Origin of the sequence: Mesorhizobium sp. B2-3-4, assembly GCF_006442315.1 — a bacterium.
Classification (GTDB): domain Bacteria; phylum Pseudomonadota; class Alphaproteobacteria; order Rhizobiales; family Rhizobiaceae; genus Mesorhizobium.
In genome coordinates this window covers 100948-119700 of record NZ_VFVY01000018.1, presented here as the reverse complement: position 1 = coordinate 119700, position 18753 = coordinate 100948, and the positions used below count along the sequence as shown (strand labels likewise).

Here is an 18753-nt window from a genome sequence, read left to right as displayed (position 1 = left end):
TTGTCAGGCTGCCCTTGCCGCCTGCTTGCCGAGATCGTTGCGGATGGTGGGGCCGGCGGCACGGATCTTCTCGCGTAGCCGCACCGGCTCGACGACGCCGTCGACGACATCAGCGTCGATCAGGTTGACGTCGACCACTTCATTGTTGGCATAGGCCTTGGCGCCGATCGCCTCCAGGCGATCCTCGGCCGCCTTGTCATGGGCAAGGTCGGCCTGGCCTACCGTCTCGGCCCAGCCGCCATCGGCATACCAGACGGCGATGCCGTCGCCGAGGCGATTGGCGGTCAGTATCTTCATGGCTGAACTCCTTCGGCGGCGGCTAGCGCATCTTCATGCCGGTGTGCCGCAAGCGGCTCGGACCGCTCGAAATTGGCGCCGGCGACGGCGTCGCCGATGATGGTCATGACCGGACCCGTCAGATCGACACGCGCTTCCAGCGACGGCAGATCGGCGAGCGTGCCGTGGAAACGGCGGCGATTGCCAAGGCTGGCGTTCTCGACCACGGCGACGGCCGTGTCCGGGGACAGCCCGGCCTCGATCAGCCGGCCGGCAACTTCCGCGGCCACCGAGCGGCCCATATAGACGGCGACCGTGGCGCCGGAAATGGCGAGCTTGGCCCAGTCGGGCAGCGAATTGCCCTTGAGGTCGTGGCCGGTGGTGAACACCATCGAGGAGGACACGCCGCGCAGCGTCAGCGGCAGTTCGAAATCGGCGGCGGCGGCAAACGCCGCGGTGACGCCGGGAACCACCTCATAGGCGACGCCGGCATCGCGCAGCGCCGCCATTTCCTCGCCGGCACGGCCGAACACCAGCGGATCGCCCGACTTCAGCCGCACCACGCGCTTGCCCTCGCGGCCGAGTTCCACCAGCAGGGCGTTGATCTCAGCCTGGCTCTTGGTGTGGCAGCCCTTGCGCTTGCCAACCGGCAGGCGCTCGGCGTCGCGGCGGCCCATGGCGATGACCGCCTCCGGCACCAGCGCGTCGTGGACGATGACATCGGCCTCCATCAGCAGGCGATGTGCGCGCAGCGTCAAAAGATCCTCGGCACCGGGACCAGCGCCCACCAGGGCAATGTGGCCGCGAGCGGTCGTGTCGGACAACAGCAGGTCGGCCGCGGCTTCGTGGGCTTGCGAAAACGCGCCGGCCTCGACGGCGCGCGCCGGCGCTCCGCCGAAGAAATCGCTCCAGAAACGGCGACGCGCACTCCCCCTGGGCAATCTCTCGGCGGCTGTGCGGAACGACGCGGCGAGCGCCGCCAGCGATCCAAGCGACGGCGACAGCATGCGATCGATCCGGCCGCGCAGCATCTGGGCGAGCACCGGACCGGCGCCTTCGGTGCCGATCGCCACGGCGACCGGCGCGCGGTTGACCAATGCCGGGGTGAAGAAATCGCAGAGTTCCGGCCGGTCGACGGCATTGACCGGAATGCCCAGGCGGCGCGCATCGGCAGCCACGCCGCGGTCGAGCGTCTCGTCGCCGCTGGCGGCAAACACCATCACGGCGCCCTCTATGAGCGAAGCATCATAGGCGGCGGCCACATGGTTCGCACCGGTCTCGGCGATGAAGGCCAGCAGCTCCGGTTCGGCATCTGCGGCGATGATGCGCAGAACCGCGCTCGACTGGGAGAGCAGCCGCGCCTTGGCCAGCGCCTCCTCGCCGCCGCCGACAATGGCCACGGCTTCGCCCTCGACCCGCATGAAGACGGGGAAGGCGTTGAGCTTGACGGTGTCTTGCGGCATCAGAACAGCAATCCGGGAACAGTGTCGCAGTTTTACGCCCGGGCGTAAAAAAGCAGAAGCAAAGCACTCGCGCATCCGGTGATGGCAGGCAATCGCTTTTTCGCAACCGCGAAAGGCAGGAGAAAAATATTCCAAGGCCATGCAATGGGCACGCTTTGGCCATCGAGGCAGGCCTTGATTTCAAGTGCTTTTAGCCGTCGGGGCCCTGTCTGGAAAAACAGTTTTTTCTAATTTCTACCAATTCAGTAGATTAAAGTCGTGCAGGGCGATCTCGCCTTCAGCGGCCGTCCGCGGGGCCGTCCGGTTCGCCATGTCGGTTGGAACGTTGACGGGCCAGAACGCGTTCCCGGCATAGCCACCACCCAACAAAGGAGCGTTTTCATGAACACCATCAAACTGAAGCACGGGATCTGGGTTCTGGTCGCAGACGGCGAAAAAGCGCTCCTGCTCAAGAATGCCGGCGACAACAAATTCCCCAACCTTGAAGTCGTGCAGGTGATGGAACAGGAAAACCCGCCCACGCGCGAACAGGGAAGCGACAGCCCCGGCCGATACAATGATGGCCCGTCCGCGCATCGCAGCGCGGTCGAGGACACCGACTGGCACCGCGTCGGCAAGGAGCGCTTTGCCGAAGAGATCGCCGCCCGGCTCTACAAGCTTGCCCATGGCGGCGAGTTCGACAGCATCGTGCTTGTCGCGCCGCCAGTGGTACTCGGCGCCATGCGCAAGAAGCTGCACAAGGAGGTCGGCGACAAGGTGACGGCAGAGATCCCGAAGACCATGACCAACCACGCTATATTCGAAATCGAGGCCCTGTTGCAGGCAGCCTGACCGCCGGCAAGGGCCGGCCATCCGGGACGAAACATCATCGAGACTTCAGCCGGATCGGCGGCTTCCCGGCCGCCGGTCAGGCATTTTGTCGCCGCGCCGTCGATTTTCGCCCGCTTGCGGGTTGCATCACCATTACCCCTTCCACCATATTGCAAAACAGGCGACGGCTTCGGGCGGCGCACATCCGACATCGCTAGCTTGAAAGGCGCTCCATAGACAATGCCGCATGACACGCCCCTTATCGCCACCATCGTCGCCGGTCTGGGGCTGGCTTTCGTCTTTGGCGCTCTCGCCAACCGTTTCCGAATTCCGCCGCTCGTCGGCTATCTCGTGGCCGGCGTGCTGGTCGGGCCGAACACGCCTGGCTTCGTCGCCGATGCCGGGCTTGCCAACGAACTGGCCGAGATCGGCGTCATCCTGCTGATGTTCGGCGTCGGGCTGCATTTCTCGCTGAAGGACCTGTTGTCGGTGCGTGCCATTGCCGTGCCCGGCGCCATCGTCCAGATCGGCTTTGCCACGCTGCTCGGCGTCGGGCTTGCCTGGATGCTCGGCTGGTCGATGGGTGCGGGACTAGTTTTCGGCCTGGCGCTGTCGGTCGCCTCGACCGTGGTGCTGCTGCGCGCGCTGCAGGAGCGCCGGCTGATCGAGACCGAGCGCGGCCGCATCGCCGTCGGCTGGCTGATCGTCGAGGATCTGGCGATGGTGCTGGCGCTGGTGCTGCTGCCTGCCCTTGCCGGCGTGCTCGGCGGCCAGGAACAGGCCGATGCCCATTCGAGCGGCCTGCTGTCGCTGCCGGCCAGCTACGGCATCTGGGGCGTCGTCGGCATCACGCTGGCCAAGGTCGCCGCCTTCGTCGTCGTCATGCTGGTGGTCGGCCGCCGGGTCATTCCGTGGATCCTGCACTATGTCGCCCATACCGGGTCGCGCGAGCTGTTCCGTCTCTCGGTGCTGGCAATTGCGCTCGGCGTCGCCTTCGGCGCGGCGAAGCTGTTCGGCGTGTCGCTGGCTCTGGGCGCCTTCTTCGCCGGCATGATCATGAGCGAATCCGAGCTCAGCCACCGCGCCGCGGAAGAATCGCTGCCGCTGCGCGATGCCTTCTCGGTGTTGTTCTTCGTCTCCGTCGGCATGCTGTTCGATCCGTTCAGCCTGTTCAGCAACGGCCTGCCGATCCTTGCGACGCTGGCCATCATCGTCATCGGCAAGTCGCTGGCGGCGTTCGTCATCGTCGTCGCCTTCGGCTATCCGCTGGCAACGGCCTTGATGATTTCGGCCAGTCTTGCCCAGATCGGCGAATTCTCCTTCATCCTGGCCGAACTCGGCGTCGGGCTGAAACTTCTGCCCGAACAGGGCCGCGACCTGATCCTGGCCGGCGCCATCCTGTCGATCGTGCTCAATCCGCTGATGTTCCTGGTCATCGACTGGATGAAGCCGTGGCTGGAGGCTCGCGCCGCCAGGACGGCACCGCCGGCGAGCGCCAAGCCGGTCGGTCCCGCCACCGAACCTGGCCAGGTCGCCTCGGTAGCGGCAACAGCGAAAGCCGAAGACGGTCCGCCGCCAAGGACAGCCCTCAACAACCACACCATCCTGATCGGCTACGGCCGTGTCGGCGGTCTCGTCGGCGCGGCGCTGAAGGAAGCGGCCCTGCCCTTCCTCGCCATCGAGGATGCCGACAAGACACTGGCCAGGCTGAAGGCAGACGGCATCGAAACCGTCGCCGGCAACGCGGCCAATGCCGAAGTGTTCGCCGCCGCCAATCCCGAAGGCGCCCGGCGGCTGATCCTCGCCATTCCCAATGCCTTCGAGGCCGGCCAGATCGTGCTGCGCGCGCGCGCCGCCAATCCCAACATCAACGTCGTCGCCCGCGCCCATTCGGATGCCGAGGTCGAGCACCTGAAAGGGCTCGGCGCCGACACGGTCATCATGGGCGAACGCGAGATCGCGCGCGGCATTGTCGAAGAGGTGCTGGGCCAAAAGCCGCGGGCTGCCGAACCGTCCGCTGCCTGAGCCCGATCGCGCCGCCGGCCCCTGATCACGCCGTGAAGGCGGAGCCGCCATTGTGGGCGATGCTGCCGAGGTATTTTGCCGGCGGCTTGCCAAGCGCCTTCTTGAACATCGTGATGAAGGCAGTCACGGAACCATAGCCGAGATCGCCTGAGACCTGCTGCACGGTCGCGCCCGAGGCCAGTTCTCGAATGGCGACGATCAGGTGCAGTTGCTGGCGCCAGCGCCCGAAGCTCAAGCCAGTCTCCTTGACCACCAGACGGGCGAGACTGCTTTCGCTGAGCGCGACGCGCTTTGCCCATTCGGCAAGCGTGCTGCGGTCGGCGGGATTCTGCGACAATGCGGTGGCGATCCGGCTGAGGCGCGGCTCGGATGAAATCGGCAGATGCAGCTGCTGGACAGGCATGCGCGGCAGTTCGGTGAGAAGGGTCTTGATCAGCAGCTCATCGCGCGCCTGCTCGTCCTGAACGCTGTCGGCCAGTTCGATGATCAGTTCGCGCAGCAGCGGCGAGATCGAAAGCGTGCAGCACCGGTCCGGCAATTCCGCCGCTGCCGGCTCGATATAGACGAAAAAGATCCGGGCATTGGCCGTCGCGATATTGCTGTGTTCCATTCCGCCGGGAATCCAGACACCGCAATGCGGCGGCACCATCCACAAGCCGCTCGGCACGCGACAGGTGACGCCGCCGCCGAGCGCGAAGACGAGTTGGCCTTTGCGGTGCCAGTGCGCGGCCACCTCGGCTCTGGTTTCGGTGGGTTCGACGCGCACCGCGATGGCGGGCGCCTGCACCGCATCGACATCGAAATTGAGCCAGGGATAGTGGAGAGGCTGTCGCATGGTTGACTGCTTTTAGCGATTGAAAGCCATCATAGCTAAATTCTTCAATGGGGAAAGTCGATAGGTTCTGGCCCGCTCATGGCCGGCATCGCGTCGCCGCGCTGCCATGCGAACCCAGAGGAAGGCAACACTCATGCTGGCTTTGGTCACATCTCCCGACAGCGCCACGGGCCTGAAGCTTGTCGAACGCGATGAGCCGCAAGCGCTCGCGGACGAGGCGCTTGTCTCGGTTCGGGCAAGCTCGTTGAACCGCGGCGAACTGCGCCTGCTCGCTATCCGCCCGAGTGGCTTCATTCCCGGCCAGGACATTGCCGGCATCGTCGAACGGGCGGCAGCCGATGGCTCGGGGCCGGGAGTGGGCGCGCGGGTTGCCGCCCTGGTCGACCAGGCCGGCTGGGCCGAGCGCATTGCCGTGCCGACCGATCGTCTCGCTGTCCTGCCGGATAATGTCGGCTTCGCCGCTGCCGCGACCCTGCCGGTGGCGGGCACGACGGCGCTGAGGACTTTGCGCCATGGCGGTGACCTCGCCGGCCAGCACGTCCTGATCACCGGTGCCAGCGGCGCGGTCGGCCGTTTCCAGATCCAGCTCGCGCATCGGCAGGGCGGGATCGTGACCGCCATCGCCGCGGCCCGGCATGACGAGGATCTCAGGGGGTTGGGTGCACGCAGAACCGTCGAAGCGATCGATCAGGCCGAGGGTCCGTTTTCGCTGGTCACCGAGTCGGTCGGCGGCAAAAGCCTCACCGACGCGATCGAGCGCGTCGCGCCCGGCGGGGTCATCGTCATGTTCGGCTCGAGCAGCGGCGAACTCACGCCGGTCGGATTCCGTCAGTTCGTTCCCGGTCACGAGGGGGCGAGGCTGCAGACATTCGCCTATTACACCTCCGGCTCGGCCATCGGCGCCGATATCGCGGCGCTGCTTGCTCTCGTCGCGGCCGGCCGGCTGGAAACCCGCATCGCCTTGACCGTGCCGTGGACGCACATCGGCCAGGCGCTGGACGCGCTGCGCCAGCGCAGCTTCAGCGGCAAGGCCGTTCTGACCATAGGCCGCCAGGCCGCTGACTAAATCTGCCCAAAAACAGTTCAGGAGCACGCCATGACGGCACGAGAGATTATCAAGACGTCGAGCGGTCAGGGCCTTGTGCTGGTCGGCATAATGCTGATTGCCTCGGCGCTCCGCGCACCCTTTACCGGCGTCGCGCCGATGCTCGGCATGATCCGTGAAACCACCGGAATCAGCGCCGCCGAGGCGGGAATGCTAACCACCCTTCCCTTGCTGGCATTCGCGGCGATCTCACCGTTCGCTGCCGGGCTGGCGCGCCGATATGGCATCGAGAAGTGCTTGTTCAGCGCGATGCTCGTTGTCGCGATCGGGATTTGCCTGCGTTCGGCCGGCTCCGTTCCTGAGCTGCTGCTTGGCACGGCCACGCTCGGAACAGGCATTGCCGTCGCCAACGTCCTGCTCCCCAGTCTGCTGAAGCGGGATTTCCCGACACGGATCGCCACGCTGACAGGCACCTACGCGATCACCTCTGGACTGGCGCAAGCCCTTGCCTCGACGGCGGCGATCCCGCTCGCCCGACTGCCGGGATCGGACTGGCATGTTTCGCTCGCCTGCACATTGATTTTCCCACTGGCCGCGCTGATTGCCTGGCTCCCGCAACTCCGCTCGCATTCCCTGCCGACCGAGGTGGTCGCTGCCGTCCCTGATCGCACCAGCATCTGGCGCTCGCCGCTGGCCTGGCAGGTGACCGGCTTCCTCGGCCTGACCTCGCTGGTCTTCTACGTCGTCGTCGGATGGCTGCCCGCCATGCTGGCACAGGCAGGCTACTCGGCGGCGACGTCAGGCTCGCTGCACGGAGTGTTGCAGTTGGCCACCGCCATCGCCGGTCTCGTCGTCGGCTCGGTTGTACGGCGAATGAGGGATCAGCGCGCCTTCACCATCGGCGTGTCGCTTGCCACATGCGCTTCGGTGCTCGGCCTATGGCAGCTTCCGGCGCTGGCAATGCTGTGGGTCGCGCTGTTCGGTTTCGGCGCCGGTGCAGCCTTCGTCCTCGGCCTGTCCTTCGTCAGCCTGAGGGCATCGCACAGCAACCAGGCGGCGGCTCTGTCGGGAATGGCGCAATGCCTGGGATATACGCTGGCGGCGGCAGGCCCGCCGCTTGCCGGCCTCGCCCATGACTCGACAGGCAGTTGGGGCATCACCTTGGCGCTCTGCGCCGTCGTGACCTTGCTGATGACGATCCTCGGCGGCTTTGCCGGACGAGCGAGAACGATATGACCTCACCGCCTAGACGTGCTGGCCGCCATTGATGTGGATTTCGGAGCCGGACACATAGGACGACTGGGACGAGCACAGGAAAAAGATGATGTCGGCGACCTCCGCCGTGGTGCCCAGCCGTCTCAGCGGAATGGTTTCGACGATTTTTTCGGTGCCCGGCGAGAGGATCGCTGTGTCGATCTCGCCCGGTGCGATCGCATTGACGCGGATGCCGTGCGGGCCGAAATCATGCGCCATCTCGCGCGTCAACGAGCCAAGTGCCGCCTTCGACGTCGCGTAAGCGGTGCCGGCAAAAGGATGCACGCGCGTGCCGGCGATCGAGGTGACATTGACGATCGAGCCCTTGGCCGCAGCGAGCTCCTTGAAGAGACCCCGCGCCAGCATGATCGGCGCGAAAAAATTGACCTGGAACACGTCGCGCCAGACATGCATGGGCGTGTCGATCGAGTTCATGCGGCTGTTGCCGTCCTTGAGCTTGGGCGAAATGCCGGCATTGTTGACCAGCGCATGCAACTGGCCGCCATGCGCCTCCAGCCGGTGGCGAATCTCGGACACGGCGATGCCGACATCTTCCTGATCGGCGAGATCGACCTTGATGTGGTCCTCCGGGCCGGCCGGCCAAGGGCAGTCCTCGGCAAAGGCCTGGCGCGAACAGGTGATGACGCGCCAGCCCTCGCGCGAAAAGCGCTTCACCGTCGCATGGCCGATGCCCCGGCTGGCGCCGGTCAGCACAATGGTCTTTCTGGTGTCGGTTTCGGTCATGTCACGGTCTCCGGGCTGGACATGTAGCCGAACGCCGCCGAGGTGGCGAGAGGCCGAAATGTCACCATTCATCCTTGTCCGAGGAACCGCACAGCCGGTCCGCCGTTGGTCCGATGGAAAAGACATAGGCATGGGGACTTGCATCAGCCAGTCAGGACCGGAGCCATGACACAGACACCACCTCTCGATATCGCCACAGCTTTCACCAAGGCTTGGACAAGCCACGATCTGGAAAAGGCGGCCTCCTTCGTCGCCGACGATGTAGTCTTCGACGGCCCCATGCAGCAGTCGACCGGCAAGGAGCCCTATCTGGCGGGGCTCGTGAAACTGTCGCAGGATGTCACCGGCATACGCATGATCGCCGCCTTCGGCGACGACCGGCAGGCGTTGCTGATGTACGATCTGATGACGCAGTCATCGGGGGCGTTGTCCTGCGCAAAACATCTCACCATCAGCGATGGCAAGATCCACAGCGACAAGCTGACCTTCGACAGCAAGCTTCTCGGCCGCGCTCAGCCGAAGGCGCAGTAGCGACGATGGCAACCGCCTCAGCCGCCGCCTAGAATGTCCAGGATCGAGGTCTGCTTCTTCTTCAGCGGGCCGCCGACGCTGCCGGGCGGCACCGGATGGCCGACGGAAGCGGTGGTGCCGGAATCGCTTGGCATGTTGAAGTCGCCATCGGCGTCGACCGTCTGTGCGGGACGAGGCGCGCGCACCGTTGCGGGCTGTGCGGACGGCGCCGCTGCGGCCGGAGCGGACTGACCGACCGACGCCGAAGGGACAGGTGCCGGCTGATTGTTGTCGGCCGAGGGGATGTCGTCGGGCACGATCGTGTCCGGCGGTGTGGACTTCCAGGTTCCGGGCAGCGGCCGCACCGGCACGCCCTCATGCGCGGCGACCATGAATTCGTGCCAGGCCTGTGCCGGCAGCGCGCCGCCGGTGACCTTCTTCATCGCCGTGCCGTCATCATTGCCGAACCACACGCCGGTGGTGAGATTGGCGGTGTAGCCGACGAACCAGGCATCGCGCGAATTCTGGCTGGTGCCGGTCTTGCCCGCCGACGGCCAGGTGAAGGCCGCCTTCTTGGCGGTTCCGACCTCGACCGTGCCGGTCATCATCGAATTCATCATGCCGACGATCTCGGGCTTGATCACGCGCGGTGCGCTACCGCTGCCGCCACTGTCGTAGAGCACCTTGCCGTCCGCGCTCGTGATGCGGCGGATGAAATGGATGTCAGGCTTGTAGCCGCCATTGGCGAAGGGCACATAGGCCGAAGTCAGCTCCAGCGGCGTCACTTCCGACGTGCCGAGCGCGATCGAGGTGTTGGCTTGCAGGTCTGACTGGATGCCCATGCGGTGCGCGGCTTCCACCACCGCGTTCGGCCCGACCTCCATGGTCAGTTGCGCGGCCACCGAGTTCAGCGACTTGGCCAGCGCCGTCGCCAGGGTGACCTTGCCGAAATACTTGCCGCCGTAATTGTCGGGGGTCCAGTTGCCGATCTTGATCGGCGCGTCGTTGCGGACGCTGTCGGGCGTACGGCCGGCCTCGAGCGCCGCCATGTAGACGAACGGCTTGAACGCCGAGCCCGGTTGGCGACGCGCCTCGGAAGCGCGGTCGAACTGGCTGGTCGAATAATCATAGCCGCCGACCATGGCACGCACCGCGCCGGAATCGTCGATCGACACCAGCGCGCCCTGGGTGACGTTGAGCTTCTTGCCGCTTTCGTCGATCAGCCTGCGGATCGATTGCTCGGCGAGCTTCTGCAATGTCAGGTCGACGGTCGAGTCGATGACGATGTCGCCGCGCACGTCGCCGATCAGGTCCGGCAGTTCTTCCATGATGGTGTCGGCGACATAGTTTTCCGAGCCGGTCCAGTAGGACGGCGAGCGCGTCGCCGGCGCGCTGAGCGCCGTCTTCAGCTCCTTCTCGCTGATCTTGCCTTCCTCGCGCATGGCGGCGAGCACGAGCTGCGAGCGCTCCTCGGCGGCCTTTGGATCGCGCGCCGGCGACAGCCGCGAGGGAGCCTTCAGGAGGCCGGCGAGCAGGGCTGCTTCCGACAAGGTGACGTCGCGCGCGCTCTTGCCGAAATAGCGTCGTGAGGCCGCCTCGACGCCATAGGCGCCCGAGCCGAAATAGACCCGGTTGAGGTACATTTCGAGGATCTGGTCCTTGGTGTGCTTGTGCTCCAGCCACAGCGCCAGCAGCACCTCCTGCACCTTACGCTCCAGCGTGCGGTCGGGCTTCAGGAACAGGTTCTTGGCCAATTGCTGCGTCAGCGTCGAGCCGCCCTGCGAGAAATGCCCGCCGAGCAAATTGGTCACCATGGCGCGCGACAGGCCGATCGGGTCGACGCCGAAATGCGAATAGAAACGGCGGTCCTCGATGGCGATCACGGCCTCGGGGATATAGGGCGACATTTCGTGCAGCCCGACGGCCTCGCCGCCGCTCATGCCGCGATTGGCCAGCAACTGCCCGTCGGCCGAGACGATCTTGATGTTGGGAGCGCGGTCCGGAATCGACCAGGTCGTGGCCGCCGGCATCTTGGCGCCGTAGTAGATGACGACGCCCGCCACGGCGATGCCGCCCCAGATGGCGAGCACGAAACACCAGTAGACCAGCCGGCCGAGCACGCCGAACAGGCCGCGCCCGCTGCCGCCGCGCCTGGATCGCGATGATTTCGCTTTCGACGATTTGCGTTTGGCGGAGGCTTTGCGGTTGCTCGGCACGACGCGGTCCTCCTCGCTCACCGAAAGACCCGTCTGGGATTTCGCCCGTGGCGGTCCCTCGAAGCTGGGCTCGATGCGGCTGTCTCTGCGGTTCGCCATGCGCTGCGCTTGATATCCCCGGTGCCAATGGCGCTCGGGTTGAAGAGTAGATGCGGCGATTTAAGGGCGGGTTAAGCAGGCCTTCGCCCAAGCCTTTGAATTTCGTTAGGAATTTGTTAATTATGCCGTTGCCGACCACAGCGACCGGACGACAGCCGGTTTGAGCGATGCAAGGCTTCCGCTGGACCTCTTGGCGACGACGCGCCTTCTTCGCCTTCCTGACGCTTTTCGATCTCGTAGGTCAGCCACCGGCAGAACATGCCGGCAACCGAAGCGGCGGCGCCAAAGAGCAGACAAGCGACCAGCAGCGGACTTTTGGAAGCGCTCGACCAGCTGACGACGGCCAGCAGCACGACACTCAGGGTTGAAATCAGATAGCCCACACCCTTGAGCAAGTGCAAAGAGGCTTTTGTCATAGCTGAAATCTCCTCGGCCTGCTCTTCGGAACATTCATTGCGCCTTGGAGTTCCATCCGGACCAACCCCGGAATGCGACAGAGGCATCTCATGCCCGACTACCTCAAGCTGCCGACGACGACGAAGGGCCTTGTCAGGGTCGTTATCGAGACCCCGCGTGGTGCCGCGGCAAAGGTTGCCTATGAGCCGGCGACGCGGGTGTTCGGTTATGTCCGCCCTTTGCCGGTCGGGATGACCTACCCCTACGATTGGGGCTTTATTCCCTCCACCTTGGGGGACGATGGCGATCCCCTGGATGGACTGGTCATCCATCAGGCCTCCACGGGTGCCGGCACCGTCATCAAATGCGATCTTCTGGGCGCGTTGCGGGTGAAGCAGCGGGATCAGGGCGGCGAGCCTATCCGCAACGACCGCTACGTCTTCTGTCCTCACCGGGAGGACGCCGTGGACGAGCCGGTGGCCGCCGACCATGTGCCCGAGCATCTCAGGCGTGAGATCGAACAGTTCTTTCTGTCGTCGGTGCTTGGGACTGGCAAAACCATCAAGTTCAAAGGCTGGCAGGATGCCGATGACGCCCGCAGCGCAATCAGGAAAGGCATGAAGGCCTTTGCCGCCAGGCTGCGCAAGTAGCCGGCGATGGCGTTGAGGCCGTCACCTATCGATCGCCGGCTCAGTTCTGCTGGATCGAAATGCCCTTGTCGTCGATCTTGAGTTCGACGCCCTTCGGCTTGGTCTGCTCGCGGTAGACATAGATGCCGAGCGCAATGACCACGACGACGAGCGCGCCAATGACGAGATAGAGAGTGTTCTGCTTCATGGCGCGCTCTTTTCTGCCGGGTTCAGGCTCGTTTCAGCACCTTGACCAGCACCAGCAGGATGATAGCGCCGATCGTGGCGTGGATGATGGAGGCGATGATGCCGCCGCCGATGGAAAAGCCGATCCGCGGGAACAGCCAGCCGGCGATGAACGCGCCGATGATACCGACGATGATGTTGCCGATCAGGCCGAAACCGAAACCGGAAACGATGAGGCCGGCGAGCCAGCCGGCGATGGCACCAATGATGATGAAGACGAGAAGGCTTTCGACACCCATAGCGGTTTCCCTCCGAGCAAGAGGCGAGCGCGGAGCGGAAGGCTCCGAATCGGCCCCGATATCAACGACTTCAGGCTATTCGAAAGCGACAGGCCTCGCCAGCGGCGCGCTCATTGGTCGTCATCGTCGCCGGCGGCGGGCCGCCAGCTGGTCGGTTCGACCTTCTTTTGCGTATGGCTATCGGTATAGACCCACCAGCCATCGTCTCGATATTGCGCGATGGATTCGTTGACAACGCCGTCACCATCCTTCCACGTGACAGTGACTTTGGTGCCGTCTGTAGGCGCGGTCGATATCGGCTTTCGGTCGGTCATGTCATCCCCTCTTCGAGCCGTCACAACGCATCCGTATGTGTCTGGTTCCCTTGGCGGCCGCCATGGCGCGACTGTCAGCAAGCCGTCAGCTGTGAGCGAAGATATCCTCTTCGTCCCAACCCATCAGGTCAAGCTTGGCCCGCGTCGGCAGGAAGCGGAAACAGGCGTCCGCTTCCTTGCTGCGCCCATCGCGCGCCAGCCGCCCCGCCAGAACGTCCCGCAACCGGTGGAGATAGAGCACGTCGGAGGCGGCGTATTCGAGCTGTTCGGGCGACAGCGTTTCGGCCGCCCAATCTGACGATTGCTGGGCCTTGGACAGGCCGACGCCGAGAAGCTCGAAGCAGATGTCCTTCAGCCCGTGCCGGTCGGTATAGGTGCGGGTCAGCCGCGAGGCGATCTTGGTGCAGAACACCGGTTCGGGCATCACGCCGAATGCGTTGTAAAGCACCGCGAGGTCGAAGCGCCCATAATGAAACAGCTTGGTTATGGAGCGATTCCTGAGCAGGCTGACAAGGTTTGGCGCCTTCTTCTGACCCGGCGCGATCTGGATGACGTCGGCGCTGCCATCGCCAGGCGATATCTGCACCACGCAGAGCCGGTCGCGATGCCGGTTGAGACCGAGCGTTTCCGTATCGATGGCCACCGCCGCGACATTGTAGCGGGAAAGGTCAGGCAGATCGTTTTTATGGAAGCGGATATCGCTCATCGTCTTCTCCGGGTCGCGGCCATTGGCGTCGCGCATCCGTCAAAGAAGCGCGCACGCGCTCCAACAAAATTGCGCTGGCAGCCCGTCCTTGCCGTGATCGGCGGAAAAATCAACATAAAGTTGATTTTCACGCCGTTCAGGGTCCCGGCTTACCGTGTCAGCGCGTCCAGAATGCGCGCCCAGGAGCGTTGGCCCTTGTGGAAGGAGCTGAGCTCGTATTTCTCGTTGGGCGAATGGATGCGGTCGTCGTCGAGACCGAACCCGACCAGCAGCGATTCCATACCGAGATAGGTCTGGAAGTCGCCCACCACCGGAATGGAGCCGCCGCTGCCGGTGGTCACCGCCGGTTTTGGCCATTCGTCGGAAAGCGCCGTCTTGGCCTTGGCCAGGAAGGGCGAGTCATAGGAAAGCTGGATCGCCGGCGAGCCGCCATGGGCGTGGAATTCGACCGAGCAGTCGGCCGGAATGCGCTCCTCTACGAATTTGCGGAAGGCCGCACGGATCTTCTTTGGATCCTGCTTGTGGACAAGGCGGAACGACACCTTGGCCGAGGCTTCCGCCGCGATGACGGTCTTGAAGCCCTTGCCGGTATAACCGCCGATGATGCCGTTGAACTCGGTTGTCGGCCGTGCCCAGGTCAGTTCCAGCACCGAGCGGCCCTTTTCGCCCGACGGGATCGACAGGCCGACAGGTCCGAGGAAGGTCTCGGCCGTTTCACCCAGCGTCTCCCATGATTGCAGAACCTGCGAGGGTGTCTCCTCGACGCCGTCATAGAAGCCCGGGATGGTGATATGGCCGTCCTTGTCGTGGATGTCGGCCAGCACCTTGGCCAGGATACGGATCGGGTTGGCGGCGGCACCGCCATAAAGGCCCGAATGCAGGTCACGGTCGGCCGCCTTGACGGTGATCTCCTCGCCGACCAGGCCGCGCAGCCCGACACAGATCGACGGCGTGTCGCGATCCCACATGCTGGTATCGCAGACCAGCGCGAAATCGGCCTTGAGCTCCTCGGCATTGGCCTCGAGGAACGGCTTCAACGAAGGCGAGCCGGATTCCTCTTCGCCTTCGAACAGGATCGTGACCTGGCACGGCAGGCTGCCATGCACCTGCTTCCAGGCACGGCAGGCCTCGACAAAGGTCATCAGCTGGCCCTTGTCGTCGGCCGAGCCGCGCCCGGTGATGATTTTGTGACCGGGTCCGACCTCCTTGATCGCGGGTGCGAAGGGGTCGTTTTCCCACAATTCGATCGGGTCGACCGGCTGCACGTCGTAGTGGCCGTAGAACAGCACATGCGGTGCGCCCGCCGGCCCGTCATGATGAGCCACCACCATCGGATGCCCCGGTGTGTCGCGCACGCTGGCGTCGAAGCCGATCAGCTTGAGCTCGGCCACCAGCCATTCCGCCGCCTTGCGGCAGTCGGCGGTATAGGCTGGATCAGTCGAGATCGACTTGATCGCGAGCAGGCCGAAGAGCCGTTCCAGGCTCTGGTCGAGATTCTTGTCGAGACGGTCGAGGACGGGGGAGATTGCGGACATTTGCGAAACCTTTCGATTCAGTGCCGGAACCGTAAAGGCAGAGCGGCGAAACGAAAAGCCCGGGACGATTGGACCACGGCCCGAGCGGCGGCCGCGAGCAAAAAAATGCCGCCGTGGTGGAGGGGGGACCACGGCGGCGTTTTACTCGAAACGATGCGGCAGCCCGGAGAGGGGGGATAGGCTGCCGCAATTGTCCGGGATAGGCGGGGGACGGGCCTTGCTCCGGACTCGGCGAAAACTGCCGATGACGTGTATTTGGGTCTGTGAACGTGGCGATTCAAGGGCGTCAACGTTACACTTTTGTAACGTACCCGTGAGCGGGCCTGTATAAGCCCGATCTGTCAGGGTGTTGACGGAACCTATATATGGCGGTGTCTTTGGCATGGACCAAGCCATCGCGCCGCGCTATCCCTGCCGGCATGAAAAAAGGCGATCATCTTTTCCTCATCGACGGCTCCGGCTACATCTTCCGGGCCTATCACGCGTTGCCGCCGCTGACCCGCAAATCCGACGGCCTGCCGGTAGGTGCCGTTTCCGGCTTCTGCAACATGCTGTGGAAGCTGATGCAGGATGCCCGCAACACCGATGTGGGGACCGTGCCGACGCACTTCGCCGTCATCTTCGATTATTCGTCGAAGACCTTCCGCAACGACCTCTATCCCGAATACAAGGCCAACCGTTCGGCGCCGCCCGAGGACCTGATCCCGCAATTCGGACTGATCCGCCAGGCCACCAGGGCTTTCAATCTGCCTTGCGTCGAGATGGAGGGGTTCGAGGCCGACGATCTCATCGCCACCTACTGCAAGCTCGCTTGCGAGGCTGGCGGCGACACCACCATCATCTCCTCCGACAAGGACCTGATGCAGCTCGTCGGCGACACGGTCGGCATGTACGACCCGATGAAGGACCGCCAGATCGGCATCCCCGAAGTGATCGAGAAATGGGGCGTGCCGCCGGAAAAGATGATCGACCTGCAGGCGCTGACCGGCGATTCCGTCGACAATGTGCCGGGTGTGCCCGGCATCGGGCCGAAGACGGCCGCGCAATTGCTGGAGCAGTTCGGCGATCTCGACGGGCTGCTCGCCCGTGCCGGTGAAATCAAACAGGAGAAAAGGCGGGAATCGATTATCGCCAATGCCGAAAAGGCGCGCATCTCGCGCCAGCTGGTGACGCTGAAGAACGATGTGCCGGTGGCGGAGGGGCTGGACGATTTCGTCCTGCATGCCCCCGATGGGCCCAAGCTGATCGGCTTCCTGAAGACCATGGAATTCACCTCGCTGACCCGCCGTGTGGCGGAAGCGACCGGCACCGAGGCCGGCGACGTCCAGGCCGTCTCGGTGACCGTCGAACGCGCCGACAATGCGCATGGCCCCGATGTCGGCGCCGGAGCACCCGCCGTTGCCCGCAATGGCGCGGGCACGGAACCTGGCCAGGCTGCTGGAACCGAAACCACGCAGACGCCGAAACAAGGCGATACCCCCTCCCTGCTCGCCGCGCTGCGACTGGAGCGGGCGGCGACCGCCGAGATCGATACATCCGCCTATCAGTGCATCCGCGATATGGCGACGCTGAAAGCCTGGATCGCCGAGGCGCGCGAGACCGGCATCGCCGCCTTCGACGTCAGGGCGACCTCCGCCGATCCGATGCAGGCCGAGCTGATCGGCATGGCGCTGGCCACGGCGCCCGGTCGCGCCGGCTACATTCCCTTCGCCCACAAGAGCGGCAGCGGAGACCTGCTCGGCGGCGGCGTGCTCGAGAACCAGGTCCCGCTTCGCGAAGCCCTGGCGGCACTCAAACCCCTGCTCGAAGACAGGTCGGTGCTGAAAGTCGCGCAGAATTTGAAATATGATCTGGTCATCATGAGCCGTTACGGCATCGACGTCGCGCCGTTCGACGACACCATGCTGATCTCCTACGTGCTCGACGCCGGCACGCCGCACGGTCACGGCATGGACGCCCTTGCCGACAAATGGCTTGGCCACACTCCCCTCCAGCTCAAAGACGTGACCGGTTCCGGCAAGAGCTCCGTCGGTTTCGACCAGGTCGACATCGACAGGGCGACCGCGCATGCCGCCGAGGATGCCGACATAACGCTGCGGCTGTGGCAGGTGCTGAAGCCCAGGCTTGCCGCCAAGGGCCTGGTATCCGTGTACGAACGCCTGGAACGGCCGCTGGTGCCGGTGCTGGCGCGGATGGAACAGCGCGGCATTTCGGTCGACCGGCAGATATTGTCGCGGCTCTCGGGAGAACTGGCGCAAGGTGCCGCCCGGCTCGAGGAGGAAATCTACCAGCTAGTAGGCGAGCGCATAAACATCGGCTCCCCCAAGCAGCTCGGCGATATATTGTTCGGCCGCATGGGCCTGCCCGGCGGCTCCAAGACCAAGACCGGCCAGTGGTCGACCTCGGCGCAGTTGCTCGAAGACCTTGCCGCCGAGGGCCACGAGTTGCCGCGCAAGATCGTCGACTGGCGCCAGCTCACCAAGTTGAAATCGACCTATACCGATGCGCTGCCCGGCTTCGTCAATCCCGAAACCAGGCGGGTCCACACCTCCTACGCACTGGCCGCGACGACCACCGGCCGACTGTCCTCGTCCGACCCGAATCTGCAGAACATCCCGGTCCGCACCGCGGAAGGCCGCAAGATCCGCACCGCCTTCATCACCGACAAGAGCCACCGGCTGGTGTCGGCCGACTACAGCCAGATCGAGCTGCGCGTGCTCGCCCATGTCGCCGAAATTCCGCAATTGCGGCAGGCTTTCGCCGATGGAGCCGACATTCACGCCATCACGGCTTCGGAGATGTTCGGTGTTCCGGTCGAAGGCATGCCGTCGGAAGTGCGCCGCCGCGCCAAGGCGATCAATTTCGGCATCATCTACGGTATCTCGGCCTTCGGCCTCGCCAACCAGCTGTCGATCCCGCGCGAAGAGGCAAGCGCCTACATCAAGAAATATTTCGAGCGCTTCCCCGGCATCCGCGACTATATCGAGGAGACCAAGGCCTACGCCCGCGAGCACGGCTTCGTCGAAACCATCTTCGGCCGCCGTATCCATTATCCAGACATCAGGTCCTCGAACCCGTCGTTGCGTGCCTTCAACGAGCGCGCTTCGATCAATGCCCGCCTGCAAGGCACCGCCGCCGACATCATCCGCCGCGCCATGATCCGCATGGAGGAAGCCCTGGACAAGGCCAGGCTGTCCGCCCGCATGCTCTTGCAGGTGCATGACGAACTGATCTTCGAGACGGTCGAGGCCGAAGTCGAGGCGACGATCCCGGTCGTGCGCCACGTCATGGAAAACGCGGCGATGCCGGCGGTCTCGATGTCCGTACCCCTCCATGTCGACGCGCGCGCGGCGAACAATTGGGACGAGGCGCATTAGCGCCAACGCAAGGTGTGTTGCGGTTCAGATCAGG

18 protein-coding genes are annotated in these 18753 nt (G+C 64.5%); 7 read left to right on the top strand and 11 right to left on the bottom strand.

Translation table 11 applies throughout. The features are described 5' to 3' along the window. Nucleotides 1-3: 3 nt before the first annotated feature. Complete coding sequence (locus FJ967_RS24360) at nt 4-297, bottom strand: DUF2849 domain-containing protein (protein ID WP_140734565.1); 294 nt, start codon at nt 295-297, stop codon at nt 4-6. Beyond that, the gene (gene cysG / locus FJ967_RS24355) at nt 294-1739 is read right to left on the bottom strand and encodes a siroheme synthase CysG (RefSeq protein WP_140734563.1); all 1446 of its coding nucleotides are present in this window, start codon (nt 1737-1739) and stop codon (nt 294-296) included. Before cysG ends, FJ967_RS24360 begins: the two co-directional genes overlap by 4 nt. Nucleotides 1740-2120: 381 nt before the next feature. On the opposite strand from cysG, the gene FJ967_RS24350 reads away from it, so the two are divergent. Next, on the top strand, nt 2121-2570 hold the full coding sequence (locus FJ967_RS24350) for a host attachment protein (protein ID WP_140734561.1): 450 nt from the start codon (nt 2121-2123) through the stop codon (nt 2568-2570). Between the two features lie 219 nt (nt 2571-2789). Continuing rightward, the gene (locus FJ967_RS24345; protein WP_140734559.1) at nt 2790-4574 is read left to right on the top strand and encodes a cation:proton antiporter; all 1785 of its coding nucleotides are present in this window, start codon (nt 2790-2792) and stop codon (nt 4572-4574) included. 25 nt (nt 4575-4599) lie between these two features. Here the strand turns inward: FJ967_RS24345 and FJ967_RS24340 are convergent, their stop codons facing one another. After that, the gene (locus FJ967_RS24340) at nt 4600-5409 is read right to left on the bottom strand and encodes a helix-turn-helix transcriptional regulator (protein WP_140734557.1); all 810 of its coding nucleotides are present in this window, start codon (nt 5407-5409) and stop codon (nt 4600-4602) included. Nucleotides 5410-5542: 133 nt separating this feature from the next. Between FJ967_RS24340 and FJ967_RS24335 the strand changes: the two genes are divergently transcribed. Continuing rightward, entirely contained in the window at nt 5543-6475 is a 933-nt protein-coding gene (locus FJ967_RS24335; protein ID WP_140734555.1) for a zinc-binding dehydrogenase, read from the top strand. Nucleotides 6476-6505: 30 nt separating this feature from the next. Further along, entirely contained in the window at nt 6506-7690 is a 1185-nt protein-coding gene (locus FJ967_RS24330; RefSeq protein ID WP_140734553.1) for an MFS transporter, read from the top strand. 9 nt (nt 7691-7699) lie between these two features. Here the strand turns inward: FJ967_RS24330 and FJ967_RS24325 are convergent, their stop codons facing one another. Continuing rightward, nucleotides 7700-8452 (bottom strand): SDR family oxidoreductase, encoded by a 753-nt coding sequence (locus FJ967_RS24325; RefSeq protein ID WP_140734551.1) that lies wholly within the window; start codon nt 8450-8452, stop codon nt 7700-7702. A gap of 165 nt (nt 8453-8617) precedes the next feature. Between FJ967_RS24325 and FJ967_RS24320 the strand changes: the two genes are divergently transcribed. Further along, nucleotides 8618-8983 carry a nuclear transport factor 2 family protein gene (locus FJ967_RS24320; RefSeq protein ID WP_140734549.1) on the top strand — a complete coding sequence of 122 codons (366 nt, stop codon included), beginning with the start codon at nt 8618-8620 and terminating at the stop codon, nt 8981-8983. A 17-nt stretch (nt 8984-9000) separates the two neighbouring features. Here the strand turns inward: FJ967_RS24320 and FJ967_RS24315 are convergent, their stop codons facing one another. Then, on the bottom strand, nt 9001-11277 hold the full coding sequence (locus tag FJ967_RS24315) for a transglycosylase domain-containing protein (RefSeq protein ID WP_140734547.1): 2277 nt from the start codon (nt 11275-11277) through the stop codon (nt 9001-9003). Nucleotides 11278-11393: 116 nt separating this feature from the next. Next, nucleotides 11394-11693, bottom strand: a complete 300-nt coding sequence (locus FJ967_RS24310) for a hypothetical protein (protein ID WP_140734545.1) — start codon at nt 11691-11693, stop codon at nt 11394-11396. Nucleotides 11694-11783: 90 nt separating this feature from the next. On the opposite strand from FJ967_RS24310, the gene FJ967_RS24305 reads away from it, so the two are divergent. Further along, nucleotides 11784-12323 carry an inorganic diphosphatase gene (locus tag FJ967_RS24305; RefSeq protein ID WP_140734543.1) on the top strand — a complete coding sequence of 180 codons (540 nt, stop codon included), beginning with the start codon at nt 11784-11786 and terminating at the stop codon, nt 12321-12323. Between the two features lie 40 nt (nt 12324-12363). Here FJ967_RS24305 and FJ967_RS24300 read toward each other — a convergent pair whose 3' ends face one another. The 5 genes from FJ967_RS24300 to FJ967_RS24280 all read right to left on the bottom strand — a co-directional run bounded on the left by FJ967_RS24300 (nt 12364) and on the right by FJ967_RS24280 (nt 15342). Further along, complete coding sequence (locus FJ967_RS24300) at nt 12364-12510, bottom strand: hypothetical protein (protein WP_013529552.1); 147 nt, start codon at nt 12508-12510, stop codon at nt 12364-12366. Nucleotides 12511-12532: 22 nt separating this feature from the next. Beyond that, nucleotides 12533-12787, bottom strand: coding sequence for a GlsB/YeaQ/YmgE family stress response membrane protein (locus FJ967_RS24295; protein WP_140734541.1), 255 nt, complete (start codon nt 12785-12787; stop codon nt 12533-12535). 110 nt (nt 12788-12897) lie between these two features. Then, nucleotides 12898-13101, bottom strand: a complete 204-nt coding sequence (locus FJ967_RS24290; protein ID WP_140734539.1) for a hypothetical protein — start codon at nt 13099-13101, stop codon at nt 12898-12900. A gap of 85 nt (nt 13102-13186) precedes the next feature. Next, nucleotides 13187-13807: a ribonuclease D gene (locus FJ967_RS24285; protein WP_140734537.1), complete on the bottom strand. Its 621-nt coding sequence runs from the start codon at nt 13805-13807 to the stop codon at nt 13187-13189. A gap of 149 nt (nt 13808-13956) precedes the next feature. Beyond that, a complete protein-coding gene (locus tag FJ967_RS24280; RefSeq protein ID WP_140734535.1) occupies nt 13957-15342 on the bottom strand; it encodes a M20/M25/M40 family metallo-hydrolase in 1386 nt (461 codons plus the stop codon). A gap of 419 nt (nt 15343-15761) precedes the next feature. Here FJ967_RS24280 and polA point away from each other — a divergent pair, with 419 nt between their 5' ends. Further along, nucleotides 15762-18719, top strand: coding sequence for a DNA polymerase I (polA, locus tag FJ967_RS24275; RefSeq protein WP_181176130.1), 2958 nt, complete (start codon nt 15762-15764; stop codon nt 18717-18719). The last annotated feature ends 34 nt before the right edge of the window (nt 18720-18753 follow it).